This is a genomic window from Crossiella sp. NPDC003009, assembly GCF_053591555.1.
In genome coordinates, this window is the sequence record NZ_JBSFUA010000007.1 from 43318 (window position 1) to 62961 (window position 19644).

Sequence of the window (19644 nt, forward strand, 5' to 3'; positions counted from 1 at the left end):
TCACTCCTCGACGTCCAGGCCGTGCTCGATGGCGTAGCGGGCCAGCTCGACCCGGTTGTGCAGCTGTAGCTTGCGCAGGGTGGACTGCACGTGGTTCTCCACCGTGCGGTGCGAGATGACCAGCCGGGTGGCGATCTGCCGCGCGGTCAGGCCCTTGGCCACCAGCCGCAGCACCTCGGTCTCCCGCTCGGTCAGCTGCGGCGCGGCCGGTTCGCCCTCCGGCGTGGTGGCCATCCGCCGGTACTCGCCGAGCACCAGTCCGGCCAGGCCCGGGGTGAACACCGCGTCCCCGGCCGCGGTCCGGCGCACCGCGTCGACCAGCTCCTCCACCGAGGCCGACTTCACCAGGTAGCCGGAGGCCCCGGCCTTGACCGCCTCCAGCACGTCGTCGTGCTCGCCGCTGGCGGAGAGCACCAGCACCCTGGTCTCGCGCAGCTCCGCGGTGATCAGCCCGGCCGCCTGCACGCCGGAGGTCTCGCCCATGTTCAGGTCCATCAGCACCACGTCGGGGCGCACCGCCCGCGCGATGCGCACCGCGGCGTCCCCGTCGCCTGCCGTGGCCAGTACCTCGAAACCGCGTTCGGCCAGGTCGCGGGCCACGCTGTCACGCCAGATCGGATGGTCGTCGACGACCATCACGGTCACTCTGGGCTCGTTGACGGGTTCGCTCATCGTCTTCCCCCCTTGCTCGTCTGCCTCGGGATGCGGACCTCCCACTCGGTGCCCTCCCCGGCGCCGGTGTGCAGGGCGAGCGTGCCATGCAGGTCCTGCACCCGCCCCCTGATCGACTGCGCGATGCCCATTCGTCCCTCCGCCTCGGCCGCGGTGATCCGGCCATCCGGGATGCCGGGGCCGTCGTCGCGGATGCTCACCACGACCTCCTCGCCCAGGTCCTCCACCAGCACCCAGGCCCGTGCCCGCTCGCCGGCATGTTCGTCCACATTGGACAGTGCTTCTCTGGTCAGCGCGCACAGCTCGGCCGCGGTGTGCGCGGGCAGCAGCACCTGGGTGGCCGGCGCGGAGACCTGGAACCTGGGCGTGGCCAGCAGCTGGAGCTGCGGCCGCAGGTCCACCTCACCGTCCACAGTGGACTCCGGTGGGGCGCTGGAGACCAGTGCCCGCAACGCGATCTCCTGCTCGCCGGCCAGCTCGGCCAGCTCGGTGGCCTCCCCGCCCAGCTCCCGGCCGCGCCGCCGCACCCTGGCCAGCACCTGGAGCACGCCGTCGTGGATGGAGCGGGCCAGCCGCTCCCGCTCCCTGGTCGCGGCCTCCGCCTGCAACGCCCGGTGCAGCTGTTCGGCCGAACGCCTGGCCACCGAGGAGGCCAGGCCGATGACGAAGCCGACCCCGAGCAGCAGCACGGTGTCCCGCGCGATGTCGGTGTCGAAGCGGGCCCTGATCAGCCAGCTCATCCCGGCCACGATGGCCCCGGCCGCCATGCCCGGACCGCGCCCGTGCAGCACCGCGGCCGCCACCACGCAGCCCGGCGCCCACACCGTGACCACGGTCGGCGCCGAGGAGAGCATGTAGGCCCGGTCGTGCACGAACCAGCAAGCCAGCAGCAGGCCCGCGGTGATCAGCACATCGGCCACCACCACCGAGGTCCGGCGGCCGCTCTCCCTGGAGTAGCAGTAGACGGTGACCGCGGTCCAGGCCGCCATCACGCCGAAGACCACCCAGCCGAGCCACTCCCGCTCGTACTGCTCGCGGTGGACCAACACCCCGCCGAGGGCGAACAGCAGTGTGACCACGCGCAACCACACCAGCGCGCGCCACAGTGGCATCACCGTCTCTCCCACGGGAGACATCCTGCCTCACCAACGGCATACCAATCCCCCCGCTTGGACGCAGTCCACGGCCACTATCTGTGCCACCCTTGAGCGGGGTGACGGTCGGCAGGGGGCCGGCTACGCATCGCCACGGGTTTCTTGGTGTCCGCACCATGGGGGAGGCCGTCTTGCGCGACTGGCCACTGTGGACACTGCGTGGACCGGCGCTGGTGTACTGGCTGGTGGTTGACGGTTTCGCAGTGTCCGCCGCGGTTCTGTTGATGGTGCTCGGGCATGCCCCGCGCACCGAGGACCTACCGAAGTTCGTCATGCTCGTGGCCACCGCCGCCCTGGTGGTCATCGGCACCAGCGTGGTCGGCGCGCTGCGGGTGGAACCCCAGCGCAGCCCGTGGGCGGTGCACGTGGCCTACCTGCTCGCCGGGGTGTTCGCGCTGCCGGGCAACCTGCTGGTGGTGCTGATGCTCGGGCCCGCCCTGCACGGCGCGCTCAGCCCCCGGCACCGGCCGCACCACTGGATCTTCACCACCTCGGCCACCGCGCTGGCCACCCTGGCCGCGCGCACCGTGATCGGCTGGGCCGACCCGCGCACCGACCTGCCTGCCATGATCGCCGCCGGGGTCACCCTGCTGGTGGTGCGGGCGATGATCGTGGCGGTCGGCCTGCGGCTGCGCACGCCGACGGCCAAGCCGGAGCACGTGTTCGGCCAGCGGCTGGACGTCACCGTCGGCGTGGTCGCGGTCTGCCTCGGCGGGCTGATGGCGATGGCCATGGCCGAGGACCCGCTGCGGCTGCTGCTGGCCGCGCCGCCACTGCTGCTGCTGGAGAGCGCGGCCCAGCTGCCGCAGTGGCAGCGCTCGGCCCAGCGGGACGCCAAGACCGGCCTGGCCAACTCCATGCACTGGGACCGGCTGGCCCGCGAGGCGCTGGACCGCGCCCGCAACCGCAAGGCCGCCGCCGCCCTGCTGCTGCTCGACCTCGACCACTTCAAACGGGTCAACGACCAGCTCGGCCACCTGGCCGGGGACGCCGCGCTGGCCGCGATCGGCAGGCTGCTGCTGGGCAGCGTGCGGCACGGCGAGCTGGTCGGCCGCTTCGGCGGCGAGGAGTTCGTGGTGCTGCTGCCGGACACCACTCCTGGCGAGGCCGAGCGGACCGCGCAGCGGGTGCGTGCCGGGGTGGCCCAGCTGCGGGTGCCCACCACCGCCACCGACGGCCGCGAGCACGAGCTCTCCGGGCTGACCGTGAGCATCGGCGTGGCCACCTCGCCGCGCTACGGCTACGGCCTGCCGGAGCTGATGGTGGCCGCCGACTCCGCCCTGCTGGCCGCCAAGAGCTCCGGCCGCAACCTGGTCACCGTCGCTTAGGTCGTGTTTCCGATGTCACGCCAGCGATAGCCGCGCCGGTTTGGCCGCTGGCGGCACGGCCGGAACGCCCGAATACGCCCGGTATGAGGCCGCTCCGGCCGCGCCGCCAGCGGCCAAACCGATCACGACTCTCGCCGACGCGACATCGGAAACACGACCTAGGCCGGCTCGTCGCCCTTGCCGCTGGGGATCGCGTCCGCCCGGTTGGTCGGGTCCACCGAGTCCGGGTCCGGGTCGTCCTCGTTGACCAGGGAGCGGACCGCCGCGTTGAGCACCGCCAGCACCGGCACGCCGAGCAGCGCGCCGGGGATGCCGGCCAGCGACAGGCCGCCCATGATCACCAGGATCACCGCGAGCGGGTGCAGGGAGACCGCCTTGCCCAGCAGCAGGGGCTGGAGCACGTGGCTCTCCAGCTGCATCACCGCGATCACGATGATCAGCACGATCAGCGCCTCGATCGGGCCGTTGGCCACCAGCGCCACCAGCACCGCCACCGAACCGGCCACCAGCGAACCGATGATCGGCACGAACGCGGCCAGGAAGACCAGCGCGGCCAGCGGCACCGCCAGCGGCACGCCCACGATGGCCAGGCCGATGCCGATGCCGACCGCGTCCACCACCGCCACCACCACGGTCGCCCGCACGTAGCTGACCAGCGAGGCGAAGCCGCGGCGCCCGGCCACGTCCACCCGGTCCCGCACGCCGCGCGGCACCGCCTTGGTCATGTAGTGCCAGATGTTGCTGCCGTCGTGCAGGAAGAAGATCAGCGTGAACAACAGCAGCAGGAGGCCGGTGAGCAGCTCGCCGACGCCCACCGCGGTGGTCACCGTGGTGTTCACCGCGTTGGTGGCGATGGTGGAGACGTTGCTCTTGAGCATCTCCACGAACCGGTTGAGGTACTGGTCCAGGTCCTGCTGGGTCAGCTGCAGCGGCCCGTGCACCAGCCAGTCCTTGATCTGGTCGAGGCCGACCACCACCTTGGACTGGAGCTCGGGCACGCCGTTGACGAACGCCGCCACCACCGAGACCAGCACGCCGACCACCAGCAGCAGCCCGCCCACCAGCACGATCGTGGTGGCCGCCCAGCCCGGCACCCGCCAGGACACCAGCTGGCGCACCGCGGGCGCCATCAGCGCGGCCAGCAGCAGCGCGATGCCCACCGGGATGACCAGGCTGGCGAAGTAGCCGACCAGGAAGACCAGCACGGCCAGCGCGCCGCACAGGGTGAGGAAGCGCCAGGACAGCGCGGCGCTCACCCGGAGTCCGTAGGGGACCTGTTCCACAACCTCACGCCGGATCGGAGTCGGCGGCACCTGCCTGCGGCTGCTCACGCGATCACGGTAGCCGTGACCGAGTCGTCATGGGGGGACGCGCGAGGCCGTCCTCCGGTCTATTGCCCATCCGGACTCCTCCGGGGTGAGATCAACGCCAATGGACCCGTATCCGAAGCCGTCGGAGTTCACCGAGGTCGAGCGCGCGGTCTGCCGCGCCTTCGCGGTCGGCCGACAGCTGGTGCTCCCACTGCCCGGCAGCCCCGACACCAGGGTGCGGGCCGCGCTGCTCGCCGGCCTGCTGACCGGCCTCTACCGGCTCAAACCGGCCGGGATGCCCGCGCTGCGGCTCACCGGGGCGACCATCACCGGCCGCCTCGACCTGGAGGCGCTGGACGTGCGCACCCTGATCGAGCTGACCCGGTGCGCCTTCGACACCGCGCCGGACCTGCGGATGGCCCGGCTGATCGGCCTGCGCCTGCCCGGCTGCCGGCTGCCCGGTCTCAAGGGCCGCAACCTCCAGGTGGACAGCGACCTGGTGCTGGAGGCCGGGTTCACCGCCACCGGCTGCGTGGACCTCACCGACGCCACCGTGCGCGGCACGCTGCGGCTGGCCGGGGCGGTGCTGCGCAGCCCGCAGGACCACGCGCTGCTCGGCGCCCGGCTGCGGATCAGCGGCTCGTTGCAGGCCACCGCGATGCGCGCGACCGGCGAGGTGCGGCTGCGCGGGGCCACCGTCAGCGGCAACGTGCACCTGGGCGGCGCGCACCTGAGCAATCCGGGCGCGGACGCGCTGGAGGGCTCCGGGATCGCGGTCTCCGGCAACCTGTTCTGCGACGGCGACGGCGGCCGGTTCACCGCCAGCGGCCGGGTGGTGCTGGCCGGGGCCAGGATCGGCGGCGACGCGGTGTTCTCCGGCGCCCGCCTGCAGGCCGAGGACTCCACCACCGACTCCCCGGTGCCGATCGTGCCGCACGGCCAGGCGCTGGACTCGGCCTCGCTGGTGGCCGACCGGATCACCGTGGACGGCAACGTGCAGCTCGACGACGGCTTCACCGCCGCGGGCTCGGTGCGGCTGCCCAACGCCAGCATCGGCGGCTACCTGCGCATGGTCGGCGCCACCCTGGGCTCGGAGACCGCGCTGGCCGTGCTGGAGGCCGAGCACGAGAAGCAGCCGGTGCAGCGGTTCCCGGTGGCCCTGTTCGCCGACGGCATCGAGGTGCGCGGCGACCTGGAGGCCCGCGGCCACGCGGTCCGGCTGGCCGACGGCCGGTTCGAGCGGCAGGGCGGGATGCGCGCCTACGGGCAGGTCCGGCTGGTCGACGCCTACGTGCACGGCAGCGCCAGCCTGTCCGGGGTGCAGCTGCACGGACCCGGCATCGACGTGCTCTTCGCCGACCGGCTCCGGGTCGGCGGCACCCTGTTCCTGCGCGACCTGGCCGCCCGCGGCTCGATCCGGCTGCAGAACGCCAGCATCGGCTCCACCCTGGACTGCTCAGGGGCCAAGCTGACCGACCCGCGCCGCCGCGGCGACGGCACCATCAAGCCCTCGCTGGACGCCCGGGTGGCCTCGGTGGGCAAGGACCTGTTGTGCAGCTGGGGCATGGTGGCCGAGGGCGGGGTGCGCATCCGGCTGGTCGAGGTCGGCAAGATGGTCACCTTCACCGGCTCCGAGCTGGGCAGCGCGCCGGACGGGATCGCGCTCAACGCCTACGGCCTGACCGCGCAGCAGCTGGTGGTGCGCTTCGGCCGCAAGCCGCTGGGCCGGGTCATCCTGAACCGGGCCAAGGTGGTCACCGTCACCGACGGCGAGCTGCTCTGGCAGGCCAGCGGCGGGGTCGAGCTGGAGGACTTCTCCTACGAGGGCATCGCGGCCGATCCGGACGTGGACGTGCGCACCCGGCTGCGCTGGCTGCGCACCGTGGTCCCGGACTACGCGCCAGGCCCCTACGAGCAGCTGGCCACCGTCTACCGGGACGGCGGGCACGAGGAACGCGCCGAGCGGGTGCTGCTGGAGAAGCAGCGCCGCCGCTACACCGAGCTGGGCGTGGCCGGGCGGCTGTGGGGCCTGCTGCAGGAGGTCACCGTGGGCTACGGCTACCGGCCCTGGCTGGCGCTGGTGTGGTTACTGGTCTTCTGGGCGGCGGGCGGCATCTGGTTCAACGAGATGTACAGCGCCAGCCCGGGGCCGCAGCAGTATCCGATCGAACGCCTGGACAGCGACCAGAACCCGGTGTGGAACCCGTGGCTGCTCTCGGCGGACATGCTGCTGCCGATCGTCACCCTCGGCCAGGACAACATGTGGCGGATCACCGGCGCCTCGCAGTGGATATCCGTGGTGCTCACCGCGGTGGGCTGGATTCTGGCCTCGACCGCGGCGGCCGGCGCGACTCGCGTTTTGAAACGAAACTGAGTCACCTTGAGCCAATTAACTCGATAGTGGGTATTCGGCCGCAGAGTTTGCGGACGGCCTTCTCGGTCTGACATGTTCTGCGTTGTCCAGCTCAAGATTCTCCAGACGGAGGCGTGCAAGTGCCGGGTACGGACCAGAACGTCGCGGGGGGTGGCCGAGTGCGTCGGCTGCTGTCCCGGGCGCTCCTGGTCTCCGGTGGCGCGCTGGTCGGCTGGCTGGTCGCGGCGGGTTCGGCGAACGCGGGCGACCTGGTCCCGGCCCCCCAGGCGACCGTGCCGGTGCAGAGCGTCGCGCAGGTCCTGAGCGGCTCGGCCGAGCAGGCCAACGGCCTGGTCGGCGAGGTCGGCCACAGCGCGGACGAGGGCGTTCGCAGGGCGATCAGCGAGGCGACCTCGGTGATCAGCCAGCCCACGATCCGCAGGGTCGAGGCCGAGAACCCGATCGAAGACGCCGTGCACAACGTGGCCAAGCTGTTCGAGCAGGCCCCCGTGTTCAGCGAAGTGACCGAGGCGGTCACCAGCAACACCGGGCAGTCCGCCCGGATGTACGCCAGGGACGCCGCCTACTTCGATGGCGCCCCCGTCGCCGACGCCGAGTCCCCAGTGGTGGAACCGGCGGCGACGGCTCCGGCGAGTCAGCCCGATCGCCACCACCCCTCACCCGCGCCGAGCACGGCGCCGGTGCAGAAGCCCGGCCAGGTCGAGGACACGCCCCGGCAGCAGCCGCAGCCTGTCCAGCCTGGCCTTCCACTTCTCCCGCTGGTCCCGTTGCCGATGCCGGTGCCGACCAGCAACCCCGGTTCCTGTTCGTGCGGAAACGACGGAACCGACGCGGCGCTGGTGGCCCTCGGCGGCTGCCTGCCGATGCACTCCTCGCTGGACAACGCGCACGGCCTGCCGGTGGACTCCGCCGCGGCCGACTGCGTGCTCGCCGGGCAGGCCAAGCAGCCCGGCATCACTCCTGACTGACCACCCCGGCGCGACAAGCGACCTCTCCTCCTGAGGTCGGCGCGCTGGCCGGGGTTTTTCTCTCGGCGCTCCGCCCGCCGTTCTCGTAGGTCGCAGAAATCGCGCCATTCCGGTGCACGTCAGTTTTATTCGGCGTGCCGGAAATATCCCAAAGACCCGGGTGGCCGATTGCCCCGACGTGAATTCACGTCCGGCCATCCGACCCTATTCCCCCTCTCGCCAGGGGGAACAACAAAAGGAGATCCGCAATGCACATCTGGGCGAAGCGCGGTCTGAAGACCGTACTCGTCACCGGTGGGCTGCTCGCCCTCGGCACTGGCGTCGCCAGTGCCGGCGAGAATCCCGACGCTCCGGCCACTCCGTTGGGCGCGTCGGTGACCCTGCCGATCCACATCGACAACAACGCCGTTGGCACCGCGCCGGGTGAGGTCGACCTCCCGCCCGCGCACACCGAGGACATCAGTGTCGACACCCGCGAGGTCCTGGCGGACCTGCCCCTCGCCGGTGTGGCCACCAACGCCAGCAAGTCGGTGCAGGTGCCCCAGCTGGGCGGCAAGAACAAGACCGCGTCCAAGGCCGACGACGCCCCCAAGCTGGGCGAAGCCGACCTGTTCCGCGCGAACGAGATCCACGCTGACGCCGTGGTCCCAGTGGTCATCGAGGGCAACGCGATCGCCGCCACCGGTGACGCGGACGTCGAGAACGTCAGCGAGTACAGCTACAGCAAGCCCGAGCTCATCATCACCAACGGCGACAAGGGCAGCATCAAGGGCAACGTGGTCGACGTCGACGGCGTCATGCCCGTGCTCATCTCGGGCAACGCGATCGCCGCGGGGGGCCACGCCGAGGCGCAGAGCGTGTCCATGCTGGAGGCCCAGTCCGGCGGTGACATCGAGACCTCGGGCAAGGACTCCTCGCTCTCCGGCAACGGCGTCGTGGTCCCGCTGGCCGTCCCGGTCCAGCTGACCGGCAACGCCATCTCCGGCGCGGCGGGTGTGGCCGACACCAACAACGAGTCGGCCATCGCGGCCGATGCCGGCGGCAACGTCGACACCGACGGCGAGGGCTCGTCCCTCGGCGGCAACATCGCGCACGGCCAGGTGGCCCTGCCGGTCGAGGGCAACAACAACGCCCTCGGTGTGTTCCCGGTCAACAACTCCAACACCGTGGGGTCGACCACCGCGGACGCCATCGCGGGTGGGGACAGCGTCACCTCCGGCTACGACAGCGGCATCGGTGGCAACCTGATCACGCCGAACGTCGCGGGCCCGGTCACCGTGGCCGGCAACGCCCTCTCCTGGGGCGGCCTGTCGGACTCGGTGAGCGACTCCACCAGCACCGCGCAGACCGGCGGTGTGCTGATGACCAACGGTGACGAGAGCACCGGCGGTGGCAACGTCGTCGACGCCGCGATCGCCGAGCCGGTCCAGGTGCTGGGCAACTCCGGTGGCTGGATCTCCAACACCGACGCGCAGCACACCCAGGTGACCGAGTCCGTCGCCGGTGGGGACGCCTTCACCAACGGCGACAACAGCATGATCGCCGGCGTCATCGCCTCCGCGCCGCTGACCCTGCCCGCCGAGGTCTCCGCGATCTCCGGTGGCTGGATCGCCAACGCGGACTCCGCCGCCAGCACCGACACCACCACCGACGCCGGTGGCCTGATCGGCACCCGCGGCAACGACTCGCTGGTCGCCGGTGACGGCGTCCAGGTGCCGGTGGCCGTACCGGTCAGCGCCGAGGCTGGATCCCTCGGCTGGATCGTCAACGCCACCTCGCAGTCCTCCAGCACCACGGACAGCGAAGCGGGCGGCGACAACACCGCGGTCGACGACGACGCGCTGGGCAGCGGCAACGCCGTCTCCACGCCGATCTCCGGCCCGGTGACGCTGAACGCGCTCTCCGGTGGCTGGATCGTCCGCGGTGAGTCCTGGAGCGAGTACGCCGCCGACGTCACCTCCGGCGGCGACGTCACCGGCAACGGCACCGACGGTGGCCTCTCCGGCAACGTGGTGCAGACCCCGGTCGCGCTGCCCATCCAGGGCCAGGGCATCTCCGGTGGCTGGATCGTGGTGTCCGAGGCCGAGTCGGAGAACGCCGTGTCCTCCGTGGCCGGTGGCGACTCCACCTCCGAGGGCTCCTACGGCTTGCTGACCGGCAACCTGATCACCCCCGCGGTGGCCGGGCCGGTCCAGGCCGAGGGCGTCGGCGCGGGCTGGCTGGTCAACTCCAGCGGCGCGGCGGAGAACGCCACCGGCGCGGTCGCCGGTGGCGACAAGACCACCGCCGGCGACATGGGCGGCCTGGCCGGCCTGATCGCCGACGTGCCGGTGGCAGTGCCCACCAACGTGGGTGGCATCGGTGCGGGCTGGATGGTGCTGGCTGACGGCGCCGAGTCCTCCGCGGTCGCCTCCGAGGCCGGTGGCGACAACGAGACCAGCGGCATCAAGGGCACCGGGACCGGGACCGTCGCGTCCGTGCCGGCCGCCGCGGCGCTCGAGGTCGCGGGCGACTCGGTGAACTGGATCGGCACCACCTCCGGTGTGGCCGACAACAGCATCGCGTCCAAGGCCGGTGGCACCACCGTGACCGACGGTGTGAGCAGCTTCCTCGGTGGCGACATCGTCACCGTTCCGCTCAGCCCGGTGGTCGGGGCCAACGGCCTCTCCGCCTCGCTGAACGGCGTGTCCGACGCGGTGTCCGCCTCCGCGGTGGGGACCGAGGCCGGTGGCGGCCTCGCCACCGCGGGTGATGGCGGCTCGGTGGCCGGCGACATCGTGAACGTGCCCGTGGGCGCGGCGGTCCAGCCGTTCGGTGACTCCGTCGCCGCGCTGGCCGTGGCCGACTCGATGGCCGACAGCTCGGTCGACAGCGTCGTCGGTGGCACCGGTGAGACCACCGGGTCCGAGGGCGGCGGCCTGTCCGGCTTCAACCTGTTCGCCCCGATCGGCGCGGTCGCGCAGGTCTACGACATCCCGGTCGAGGTCGTCGGCAACGCCATGACCGACGCCTCCGAGGCCACCAGCATGGAGGTCGGCGGCGCCCCCGCCGAGCTGCAGATCCCGGTGACCGACGCGGAGCTGGGCAAGTTCCTGCCCGCCGCGACCGACGTGCCGTTCGGCTTCTCCGGCGCCCGGGGCCGCACCGCGGCTCCGGTCAGCGGACCGCTGGGTGTCTCCGGTGGCAAGCTCGACGTGCTGTCCGGGCTGACCGGCGGCGAGCTGGTGCCGAGCGTGCCGACCCTGCCGAAGGTCTCGGTGCCCACCCTCCCGGGTGTGCCCGCGCTGCCGGGTGTGCCCGCGCTGCCGGGTGCCGAGCGTCAGGCGGGCCTGCCGGGCCTGAACCTGCTGCCGGCCGTGCCTGCGCTGCCGAAGCTGGGTGCTCCCGGGCTGCCGGGTGTGCCCGCGGTGCCGGGTACCGAGCGTCAGGCGAGCCTGCCCGGCCTGAACCTGCTGCCGGCCCTGCCCGGGCTGCCGAAGCTGGGTGCTCCCGAGCTGCCGGGTGTGCCCGCGCTGCCCGGTGGCGCCCGTCAGGCGGACCTGCCCGGTCTGAACCTGCTGCCCGCCGTGCCCGCGCTGCCGAAGCTGGCCACGCCCGGTATGTCCGCCATGCCGAAGCTGCCTGGCGTCTGATCAACGGTCCAGGGCCTCTTCCATTAGTGGGTGCAGGGAGGCCGTAGACCGGTAACACCAACTCGGGTAGGCCCGGGACGCAACCAGCGTCCCGGGCCTACCTTTTGGCGTATGCGGATCGTCTCCCTGCTGCCGGCGGCCACCGACATCCTCGCCGTGCTCGGCAAGACGCCGGAGCTGGTCGGCCGCACGCACGAGTGCGACTGGCCACCGGAGGTCGCCTCGGTGCCGGTGGTCACCACCAGCTCGATCGAGGCGGACCGGATGAGCAGCAGGGAGATCTCGGCCGCGGTCGGTGGCGCGCACCGGGGCTCCTCGCTGTACGGGCTGGACACCGCGCGCTTCGCCGAGCTCGCGCCGGACCTGGTGCTCACCCAGGACCTGTGCGAGGTGTGCGCGCTGTCCTACCGCCGGGTCGCCGCGGAGCTGCGGGTGCTGGAGACCGGCACCAGGGTGCTCAGCCTGGAGCCGCGCACGCTGGGCCAGGTGCTGGGCTGCATCCAGCTGGTGGGCGCGGAGCTCGGCCTCGGCGAGCTGGCCGAGCACCGGGTGGCCGAGCTGACCGCGCGGCTGGACGCGGTGCGCACGGCAGTGGCCGGCCGGCGGAAACCGAGGGTGGCCGCGATCGAGTGGCTGGACCCGCTATGGCCGGCCGGACATTGGGTGCCGGAGCAGATCGCGGCCGCCGGTGGGCTGCCGCTGCTGGCCACCGCGGGCGAGCACACCAAGTCCGTGCACTGGGACCTGCTGGTCGCGGCCCGGCCGGACATCGTGCTGGTGCTGCCCTGCGGGTTCCCGCCGGAGCGGACCGAGACGGAGCTGCACCTGCTCACCGACCATCCACAGTGGACAGAGGTGGCCCCGTCGGCGGTGTGGGTGCTGGACGGGCCCGCCTACTTCAACCGGCCGGGGCCCAGGGTGGTGCGGGGCGCGGAGGTGCTCGCCCAGGTGCTGCACGGGATCCAGGTCGGTGAGCCGGTGACCGAGGCGGAGGCGCGCCGGGTCAGCTGACCAGCTTGACGACCACCAGCGCCAGGCCGATCAGGAACACCGCGAGGCTGCCGAAGGCGAACATCAGCTGGTCGTGGCTCTTGGCCACCCTGACCTCTGCCTCGCTCCTGGTGGAGATCACGTACGGGCCCTTGGCCGGTCGGCCGAAGACCAGCGGGCCCTGGCCGCGGTCGGCGAGCAGGCCGTGCACGAACAGCCTGGCTCCCGGCCGCAGCACCCACTCGTTGTACTCGTAGCCGATGGTGCCCGCCTGCCGGGACGGGCCGAGCAGCTGGTCCAGGAAGCCCTGCGGCGCCTGCTCGGCGGGCTCGAACCGCTGCATCACCAGCTCCGGCGCGTCCGGCCGGGCGCCAGCCGGGTCGACGTAGACCAGGCCGCTGCCGTCCCGCACCCCGAACAGCGGGCCGGAGCTGTTCTCCGCCACCGTCTCGGTGTGCTCGCTGACCTTGCGCCTGCCGCGGGAGTCGGTGGAGACCTTGCGGTACCGGCGGCGCACCAGGTGCCGGTGCCACACGCACTCGGTCCGGCTCAGCTCGGACACCAGCGGGCCGTGCGGGCCGGGCTCCGCGTGACCCAGCACCTCGGCCACCCGGCGCACACTGGTGGCCACCTCGGCCGCGGCGCCCCGGTAGGTCTCCAGCTCGGCCACCGGCTGAGTCTCGGTCGCGATCAGCGCGTGCACGTGCCGCCGCAGGTGGTGCGCGTACAGATAGCCGCCCACCCCCGCGACCAGCAGCACCAGTCCCAGCCACAGCACAGGGCCGAACCTACCCACACAGCGCGGTCTCGGCCACCGCCAGCACCCTGGCGAAATCGGGCATACCGGCAGGTCGGCCGGTGGCCAGCGTGGTCACCGCGGGGCCGAGGCCGCCGTCGCGCCGCACCAGCACCCCGGACAGTCCGGAGAAGCCGTGCATCTCGCCGCCGTGGCCGACGTAGTCCCCGCAGGAGAGCGGGAAGCGCTCCAGTCCGAGCCCGTAGAACGGCGCGGTCGGCCCGCCCTCCCGCCAGGTGGTCAGCTCCGCCTGGACCGGCGGCGGCAGCAGCTCGCCGCCGAGCACCGCGCGGAAGAAGCGGTTCAGCTCCGCCGGAGTGGACACCACCGAACCTGAGGCGTCCAGGTACGAGCTGTCCAGCTCGGTGACGTCGATCAGCCTGCCGTCCACCGCCAGGTAACCGCGCGGGTGCGGCCCGCGCAGGGTGACCTCGTGCGGCCGGGGCAGGTAGGTCCGGCTCAGCCCGAGCGGCCGGATCACCTGCGCGGTGACCACCTCCGCCCACGGCCGCCCGGTGACCCGCTCGATCACCTTGCCCAGCAACAGGTATCCGGTGTTGACGTAGACCCAGCGCCTGCCGGGCAGGTCCAGCTGCGGCCGGTCCAAGGCGTGTCCCACCAGTCGCATCGGCTCGTGCGCGCGAAAGCGGTTCGCCACGAAGTCCGCGCCCTGCGGCAGGGCCGGTCCGTAGTCGGGCAGGCCGCTGGTGTGCTGCAACAGCTGGCGGATGGTGATCTCCCGCCGCCCGTGCTCGTCATCCCCGCGCAGCACGCCCGGCAGGTAGGTCTGCACCCGCTCGTCCAGCCGGATCGACCCGGCCGCGACCAGCCGCAGCACGGTCACCGCGGTGAAGGTCTTGCCGACCGAGCCCGCGCGCAGCTCGGCCTGCCAGGGGATCGGCGTGCCCCGCCGGCGGTCCCCCACGCCGGCCCGGTACAGCCGGTCCCGGCCGGGCTCGCTCACCGCGGTCAGCACACCGGGCAGCCCGCCGGCCACGATCGCATCCACTCCTTGCTGCACCGAAGTATGCGGCCGCGCCTGCGCCGGTGCGGCCAGCCCGGCCAGCAGCGCCACGACCACCGGTGCCAGCATCCATTTCCCCATGCGCACACCGTGCCAGCGGGCCGGGCGTCGATCAGGAGCGCTGGGACCCGTGCGGTGGTGGGCTTTCCCCCACTGCTGCCACGATCAGCGCATGTCGAAGGTCATGATCGTCACCGGCGCGGCGGGCGGGATCGGCGCGGCCACCGCCCGGCTGGCCGCCGAGCAGGGTTTCCGGGTGGTGCTCGCCGGGCGCACCGCCGCGCCGCTGGCCGCGCTGGCCGCCGAGCTGGACGGGCTCGCGGTGCCCTGCGATGTCGCGGACTGGCCACAGGTGCGGGCGCTGGTAGCCAGGACCGTGGCGGAGTTCGGGCGGCTGGACGTGGTCTTCGCCAACGCGGGCCACAGCGTCTCCACCAGCTTCCGCACCGAGGACGGCGCGCCGCCGGAGCAGTGGCCGGACATGGTGCTGACCAACGTCTGCGGGGCCGCCTTCACCGCCCGCGCGGCCCTGCCGGAGCTGTTGCGCGCCAACGGGCACCTGGTGCTCACCGGTTCCGCGGCAGGCCGCGGCATCCGGCCGGGCAACCTGTACTCGGCCACCAAATGGGCGGTCACCGGGCTGGCGCAGAACATCCGCGCCGAGTGCGCGGGCACCGGCCTGCGGGTCAGCCTGCTCCAGCCCGGCCTGGTGGACACCGGCGGCATCCCGCCGGAACGCGCCGCCGAGCCCAAGCTGAGCCCGGCCGACGTGGCTCGCGCGGTGCTCTACGCGGTGAGCCAGCCGCCGCACGTCAACGTGGACGAGATCATCCTGCGTCCCGCCTGACCACGCGCAACGGCGGCCTGCCCTCGGTCCAGCCCGCGCGCAGCGAGATCTGGCTGAACCGCCAGCCGCCCGGCGTGCGCACCGCCGCCGCGGTGAAGAACGCGCCCACGTCGAAGTGCGCCCCCGGCCGCTCGCCCCTGGCCTCGGTGGTCTCCCGCAGGTGCACGTGCGTCATGATCGCGTTCCAGCGGACCGAGGCGTGGTCGCCGCGCAGGTCGATCACGTGGTTGGCGGTGACGTGCTGGGTCAGCTCGTACTGGCCCATCACCGCGTGCCCCGCCTCGGCGTAGTTCTCCAGCGTCTCCTGCTCCCCCACCGGGAAGTCGAAGCGCACCTCGGGGGTGAACAGCGCGGCCGAGGTGACCGCGTCGAAGCGCCGTTCGTCCAGGCTCAGCGCGTAGGCGTCGATCAGCGCGCCGATCTCCGCGCGGTCGCTGAGCAGGCGGACCTGGGCGCGCAGGGCGGCCAGCTCGTCCTCGATGGTCGGCATGCACCCAGGATCCAACCTCAAGCTAACTTGAAGTCAAGCCCCGTCCGGCGAGGTAGCCGGCGATCCCGTCCAGGATGCGCTGCAGGCCGAACTCGAACTTGCGCTCGTGCGCGCCGGCGACCGCGGCCACCCGCGCCGGGTCCGGCAGGTCGGGGCGCGCGGTGACGTCGAAGTGCTTGTGCCACAGCGGGATCTGGCTGGCCCACCACTGCTCGTCGGTCTGCCCGGTGCGCTGCTCGGCCTGGGCGGCGTCCGCGGCGTCCCGTGCCATGCCGCGCACGTAGCCGTCCACGAAGTCGATCATCGTGATCACCTCGTCCTCCGGCAGGCCCAGTCCGGCCAGGATGCCCAGCGCGGAGCCGGCCGCGGCCAGCGTGTTCGGCCCCATCACCGGCCGGTGGCCCGCGATGTGCAGGATCCACGGGTGCCGGGTGTAGAGCGCCCAGTCGTCCCTGGCCATCCGGGCCAGCCGGGCCCGCCAGTCGCCCTCGCCGCCGGGCCGCGGCACCTCGCCGATCACCGTGTCCAGCATGACGTCGATCAGCTCGTGCTTGCCCGGCACGTAGGTGTACAGCGAGGTGGCGCCGACCCCGAGCCGGTCGGCCACCTTGCGCATGGACAGCTGGGCCAGGCCCTCGGTGTCGGCGATCTCGATCGCGGCGCGCACGATCGCCGGCACGCTCAGCCTCGGCTTGGGGCCCCGGCTCGGCGGCTCGGCCAGGCCCCAGAGCAGCTCAAGGGTGCGGTCGGCGTCGCCCTGGCCCGCGTACTCGGTTGTCATGTGCCTCCCAGCCAGTGCCTTGACCGGCAATCCTAGAACACCGTACGGTGTGCGGAGTTTTACTCCGAACAGTGTTCGTAGTTTTGAGGGGATGGCGGCGATGAGTGATGGACAGCCCTGGCGCAAGGTCATCTTGGACTTCAACAACAGCCCTGAGGTGCACGGCGTCGGCGCCGGGTTCGACCCGGCGGAGTTCGCCGCCACCCTGCGCGGCGCGCACGTGGAGGCGGTCGTGGTGGTGGCCAAGGACGTGCAGGGCAACTGCTACTTCCCCAGCGCCCGGCCGGGTCCGGCGACCTGGGACCTGCTGCGCGGCCAGGTCGAGGCCTGCCGCGCGGCCGGCTTGCGGGTGCAGGCCCTGTACCCGTTCGCCTGGGACGAGCACCTCGCCCAGCGGCACCCGGAGTGGCTGGTGATGCGGCGGGACCGGCGCACCGGCCTGCCGCCGGTCGGCGAGGTCCCGGACGTCAGCCAGCTGTGCCTGTCCCACCCCGGCCTGCTGGATGTGGCGCTCACGCACACCGGCGAGATCCTCCGGCAGTGCGCGGTGGACGGCATGTGGTTCGACATGGTCAACCCCGGCCCGCTGTCGGTGGCCGAGTGCTACTGCGCCCGCTGCCTGGCCGAACTGCGCGCCGCCGGCGCCGACCCGCTCGACCGGCAGGCCCAGCAGCACCGGCAGGACGCCCTGTTCACCGAGGTGGTGCGGCGGCTGGCCGAGCACGTCCGGGCCATCCGGCCTGGCACTCAGGTCACCTGCAACACCTTGGCGGTGCTGGGATCCGCGGATCGAGTGTCCACTGTGGACACCATCGAGATCGAGGGCATGGCGACCGGGGTCTGGGGCTACGGCTACCTGCCGGTGCACGCCAGGTACGCCCGCACGCTGGGGCGGCCGGTGTACGGCATGCCGGGCCGCTTCGCCACCCAGTGGGGCGACTACGGCGGGCTCAAGCACCCGCTCCAGCTGCGCACCGAGCTGGCCGGGATCGTGGCCAACGGCCTGCGCTGCGACATCGGCGACGACCCCGGCCCGGCGCTGCGGCTGGACCCCGCGGTGTACGCGACCATCGGCGAGGCCTACGCCGAGATCGAGCGCATCCAGCCCTACCTGGAGGGCGCGGTGCCGGTCACCGAGGCCGCCATCCTGGCCGACGGCCCGCCGCTGACCCAGTTCGGCGTGGACGGCGGCGGCGCCGAGGACGGCTGGCTGGCCGACCAGCTGGCCGAGGGCCTGGACGCGTTTGTGGAGGGGTTCGTCCGCAGCGCGGGCGTGGCGGGCGCGGCCCGGCTGCTGATGGAACGCCAGCTCCAGTTCGACATCGTCGACCTGGCCGCTGACTTCGAGCGTTACCGCCTGCTCGTGCTGCCCGAGCTGCTGACGGTGGACGCCGAGCTGGCCGCCCGCCTCAACCGGTACCTGGACGCCGGCGGCGCGGTGCTCGCCTCACACGGCGCACTCCGCGTCGGCGAGAGCGCGGAGCTGTGGCCGGCCGGCCTGTCCGGCCGCTACCACGGCGAGGCGGAGTTCGAGCGCCCCTACACCAGGGTCACCGGCCCGATCCTCGGTGACGATCAGCGGTACGCGGGCTACGACTTCGCCCTTTACGAAGGCTGCGCCCGCTGGACCGTCGGCCCCGGGGTCACCGTGCACGCCCGGCTGACCGAGCCCGCCGCCGACCCGGTGCACCTGGCCGGGTACGCCGTGCCGCCCTCCGGCGTGGTCAGCGAGTACGCGACCGCGGTGCAGGCCCCCGGCCTCGGCGCGCTGGCCTTCCCGCTCGGCCGCAGCTACCTCAACCACGGCTACTGGATCTACCGCGAGCTCACCGCCAGGCTGCTCGACGGCCTGCTGCCCGAACCTCTGGTCCGCACCACCGCCCCGGCCAGCGCCGAGGTCACCCTCACCCACCAGCCCCGCACCGCCACCGGCCCGGAACGCTGGATCGTGCACCTGGTCAACCACTCGCCGCTGCGCACCCCACGCGGCCGGGTCGAGTTCCTGGAGGACCCGATCCCGTTGCGCCAGATCGAGATCGCGCTGGCCGCCGACCTCGCGGTCACCAGGGCGGTGGAGGTGCGCGGCGGTATCGAGCTCCCGGTCCGCCGCACCGGTGACCGCTGGTGTGTCACCGTGCCGGAGACCAGGGTCGCGGCCACGGTGGTCTTCGAGGGCTAGCCGGCCTGCCCGCCGAAGACCGCGTTCACCAGCCGGTCCATCGCCTGCTGGAACGCCTTGGCCATGTCGACCTCGGTGTCCCCGGTGGTCACCGAGGCGGTCAGGGTCCGGCCGCCGTCGGGCGTGCCGTACATCAGCGCGCCGTAGCCCTGGGTGCCGCCGTTGTGGAAGTAGAGGGTGCCGCCGTCCGGGCCCTCCTGCGCACGCACGCCCAGGCCGAAGCCGGAGACCGGGTGCGTCTGGCGCATCTCGGCCAGCAGCGGGGCGGGCAGCAGCCTGCCGCCCATCAGCGCGGAGAAGAACGTGTGCAGGTCCTGGGTGGTCGAGATCATGTCACCGGAGCCGGGAATCCAGGACGGGTTCTGGCGGGCGACGTCGAGCACCTTCCACTGGCCGTCGTCCTCGTAGCGGATGTAGCCGTGCGCGTGCGGTCCGGGGATGTCCGGCGAGTCGCCGGGCACCACGGTGCCGTGCAGCCCGAGCGGCCGCAGGATCCGGCGGTCCAGCTCCTCGGCGAAGGAGCAGCCGGTGACCTGCTCGACCAGCAGCCTGGCCAGCGCGTAGTTGGTGTTGGAGTAGCTCCAGTCCGTGCCGGGCTCGAACCGCGCGGGCTTGGCCAGGCCCATCCGCACCAGCTCCGCCAGCTGGTAGCTGTGGAACCGCTTTTCCACCCATTCCTTGCCCTCAAAGGGAATCCCGCGCACGATCGTCCCGTCGGGGAAGAACTCGCCGGTGTAGCTGAACAGTCCGCTGGTGTGCGCCAGCATCATCCGCACCGTGATCCGTGGGTCCAGCGGGAGCTGCGGCAGGTAGCCGGCGACCGGCGCGTCCAGGCCGAGCTTGCCCTCGGCCACCAGTTGCAGGACCGCGGTGGCGGTGAAGGTCTTGGTGTTGCTGCCGATCCGGAACAGTCCGTCCGTCGGCGGCTTCGCGGTCTGGCCCAGCTCGCGCACCCCGGCGCTGCCGGCCCATTCGCCCCGCTCGTCGTGCACCCGCAGCTGCACTCCGGCGAAGCCCAGGTCGACGGCCTCCTCGATGGCGGTCTGCAGTTCCGGGCGATCGGTTCCGGTGATTTCAGGCATGGCTGTCCCCTCGTCTT

At 72.6% G+C, this 19644-nt stretch carries 15 protein-coding genes; 7 read left to right on the plus strand and 8 right to left on the minus strand.

Annotated features, from left to right (window positions below):
* Together ACWDY5_RS10010 and macS are read right to left on the minus strand one after the other, a co-directional pair.
* A complete protein-coding gene (locus ACWDY5_RS10010) occupies positions 1 to 672 on the minus strand; it encodes a response regulator (protein ID WP_449721903.1) in 672 nt (223 codons plus the stop codon).
* Positions 669 to 1808 (minus strand): MacS family sensor histidine kinase, encoded by a 1140-nt coding sequence (gene macS / locus ACWDY5_RS10015; RefSeq protein WP_449721904.1) that lies wholly within the window; start codon positions 1806 to 1808, stop codon positions 669 to 671. Before macS ends, ACWDY5_RS10010 begins: the two co-directional genes overlap by 4 nt.
* Positions 1809 to 2029: 221 nt before the next feature.
* Here macS and ACWDY5_RS10020 point away from each other — a divergent pair, with 221 nt between their 5' ends.
* Positions 2030 to 3154: a GGDEF domain-containing protein gene (locus ACWDY5_RS10020; protein WP_449721905.1), complete on the plus strand. Its 1125-nt coding sequence runs from the start codon at positions 2030 to 2032 to the stop codon at positions 3152 to 3154.
* 158 nt (positions 3155 to 3312) lie between these two features.
* Here ACWDY5_RS10020 and ACWDY5_RS10025 read toward each other — a convergent pair whose 3' ends face one another.
* Complete coding sequence (locus tag ACWDY5_RS10025) at positions 3313 to 4485, minus strand: AI-2E family transporter (RefSeq protein WP_449721906.1); 1173 nt, start codon at positions 4483 to 4485, stop codon at positions 3313 to 3315.
* Between the two features lie 100 nt (positions 4486 to 4585).
* Here ACWDY5_RS10025 and ACWDY5_RS10030 point away from each other — a divergent pair, with 100 nt between their 5' ends.
* The 4 genes from ACWDY5_RS10030 (at position 4586) to ACWDY5_RS10045 (ending at position 12449) form a co-directional block, all read left to right on the plus strand.
* Positions 4586 to 6838: a hypothetical protein gene (locus tag ACWDY5_RS10030; RefSeq protein WP_449721907.1), complete on the plus strand. Its 2253-nt coding sequence runs from the start codon at positions 4586 to 4588 to the stop codon at positions 6836 to 6838.
* Positions 6839 to 6996: 158 nt separating this feature from the next.
* Positions 6997 to 7806 carry a hypothetical protein gene (locus ACWDY5_RS10035; RefSeq protein ID WP_449721908.1) on the plus strand — a complete coding sequence of 270 codons (810 nt, stop codon included), beginning with the start codon at positions 6997 to 6999 and terminating at the stop codon, positions 7804 to 7806.
* A gap of 248 nt (positions 7807 to 8054) precedes the next feature.
* Positions 8055 to 11438, plus strand: coding sequence for a hypothetical protein (locus ACWDY5_RS10040; RefSeq protein WP_449721909.1), 3384 nt, complete (start codon positions 8055 to 8057; stop codon positions 11436 to 11438).
* A gap of 111 nt (positions 11439 to 11549) precedes the next feature.
* Positions 11550 to 12449: a cobalamin-binding protein gene (locus ACWDY5_RS10045; RefSeq protein WP_449721910.1), complete on the plus strand. Its 900-nt coding sequence runs from the start codon at positions 11550 to 11552 to the stop codon at positions 12447 to 12449.
* On the opposite strand, the gene ACWDY5_RS10050 is transcribed toward ACWDY5_RS10045, so the two are convergent.
* A complete protein-coding gene (locus tag ACWDY5_RS10050; RefSeq protein ID WP_449721911.1) occupies positions 12442 to 13206 on the minus strand; it encodes a GIDE domain-containing protein in 765 nt (254 codons plus the stop codon). The two genes, ACWDY5_RS10045 and ACWDY5_RS10050, sit on opposite strands and share 8 nt — an antisense overlap.
* A 10-nt stretch (positions 13207 to 13216) precedes the next feature.
* The gene (locus ACWDY5_RS10055; RefSeq protein ID WP_449721912.1) at positions 13217 to 14329 is read right to left on the minus strand and encodes a serine hydrolase domain-containing protein; all 1113 of its coding nucleotides are present in this window, start codon (positions 14327 to 14329) and stop codon (positions 13217 to 13219) included.
* Positions 14330 to 14420: 91 nt separating this feature from the next.
* Here ACWDY5_RS10055 and ACWDY5_RS10060 point away from each other — a divergent pair, with 91 nt between their 5' ends.
* Positions 14421 to 15095, plus strand: a complete 675-nt coding sequence (locus ACWDY5_RS10060) for an SDR family oxidoreductase (RefSeq protein WP_449721913.1) — start codon at positions 14421 to 14423, stop codon at positions 15093 to 15095.
* Here the strand turns inward: ACWDY5_RS10060 and ACWDY5_RS10065 are convergent.
* Both ACWDY5_RS10065 and ACWDY5_RS10070 read right to left on the minus strand, forming a co-directional pair.
* On the minus strand, positions 15076 to 15585 hold the full coding sequence (locus tag ACWDY5_RS10065) for a nuclear transport factor 2 family protein (protein WP_449721914.1): 510 nt from the start codon (positions 15583 to 15585) through the stop codon (positions 15076 to 15078). The genes ACWDY5_RS10060 and ACWDY5_RS10065 overlap by 20 nt on opposite strands.
* A 22-nt stretch (positions 15586 to 15607) precedes the next feature.
* Entirely contained in the window at positions 15608 to 16366 is a 759-nt protein-coding gene (locus tag ACWDY5_RS10070) for a TetR/AcrR family transcriptional regulator (protein WP_449721915.1), read from the minus strand.
* Positions 16367 to 16466: 100 nt separating this feature from the next.
* Between ACWDY5_RS10070 and ACWDY5_RS10075 the strand changes: the two genes are divergently transcribed.
* Positions 16467 to 18545, plus strand: coding sequence for a beta-galactosidase trimerization domain-containing protein (locus ACWDY5_RS10075; RefSeq protein WP_449721916.1), 2079 nt, complete (start codon positions 16467 to 16469; stop codon positions 18543 to 18545).
* On the opposite strand, the gene ACWDY5_RS10080 is transcribed toward ACWDY5_RS10075, so the two are convergent.
* Positions 18542 to 19627, minus strand: coding sequence for a serine hydrolase domain-containing protein (locus ACWDY5_RS10080; protein WP_449721917.1), 1086 nt, complete (start codon positions 19625 to 19627; stop codon positions 18542 to 18544). The genes ACWDY5_RS10075 and ACWDY5_RS10080 overlap by 4 nt on opposite strands.
* Positions 19628 to 19644: the final 17 nt, after the last annotated feature.

Coding starts and splice junctions, on each gene's coding strand:
- ACWDY5_RS10060 (WP_449721913.1), top strand. CDS start 14,421: ATGTCGAAGGTCATGATCGTCACCGGCGCGGCGGGCGGGATCGGCGCG.
- ACWDY5_RS10065 (WP_449721914.1), bottom strand. CDS start 15,585: ATGCCGACCATCGAGGACGAGCTGGCCGCCCTGCGCGCCCAGGTCCGC.
- ACWDY5_RS10040 (WP_449721909.1), top strand. CDS start 8,055: ATGCACATCTGGGCGAAGCGCGGTCTGAAGACCGTACTCGTCACCGGT.
- ACWDY5_RS10045 (WP_449721910.1), top strand. CDS start 11,550: ATGCGGATCGTCTCCCTGCTGCCGGCGGCCACCGACATCCTCGCCGTG.
- ACWDY5_RS10075 (WP_449721916.1), top strand. CDS start 16,467: ATGAGTGATGGACAGCCCTGGCGCAAGGTCATCTTGGACTTCAACAAC.
- ACWDY5_RS10030 (WP_449721907.1), top strand. CDS start 4,586: ATGGACCCGTATCCGAAGCCGTCGGAGTTCACCGAGGTCGAGCGCGCG.
- macS (WP_449721904.1), bottom strand. CDS start 1,808: ATGTCTCCCGTGGGAGAGACGGTGATGCCACTGTGGCGCGCGCTGGTG.
- ACWDY5_RS10010 (WP_449721903.1), bottom strand. CDS start 672: ATGAGCGAACCCGTCAACGAGCCCAGAGTGACCGTGATGGTCGTCGAC.
- ACWDY5_RS10055 (WP_449721912.1), bottom strand. CDS start 14,329: ATGGGGAAATGGATGCTGGCACCGGTGGTCGTGGCGCTGCTGGCCGGG.
- ACWDY5_RS10080 (WP_449721917.1), bottom strand. CDS start 19,627: ATGCCTGAAATCACCGGAACCGATCGCCCGGAACTGCAGACCGCCATC.
- ACWDY5_RS10070 (WP_449721915.1), bottom strand. CDS start 16,366: ATGACAACCGAGTACGCGGGCCAGGGCGACGCCGACCGCACCCTTGAG.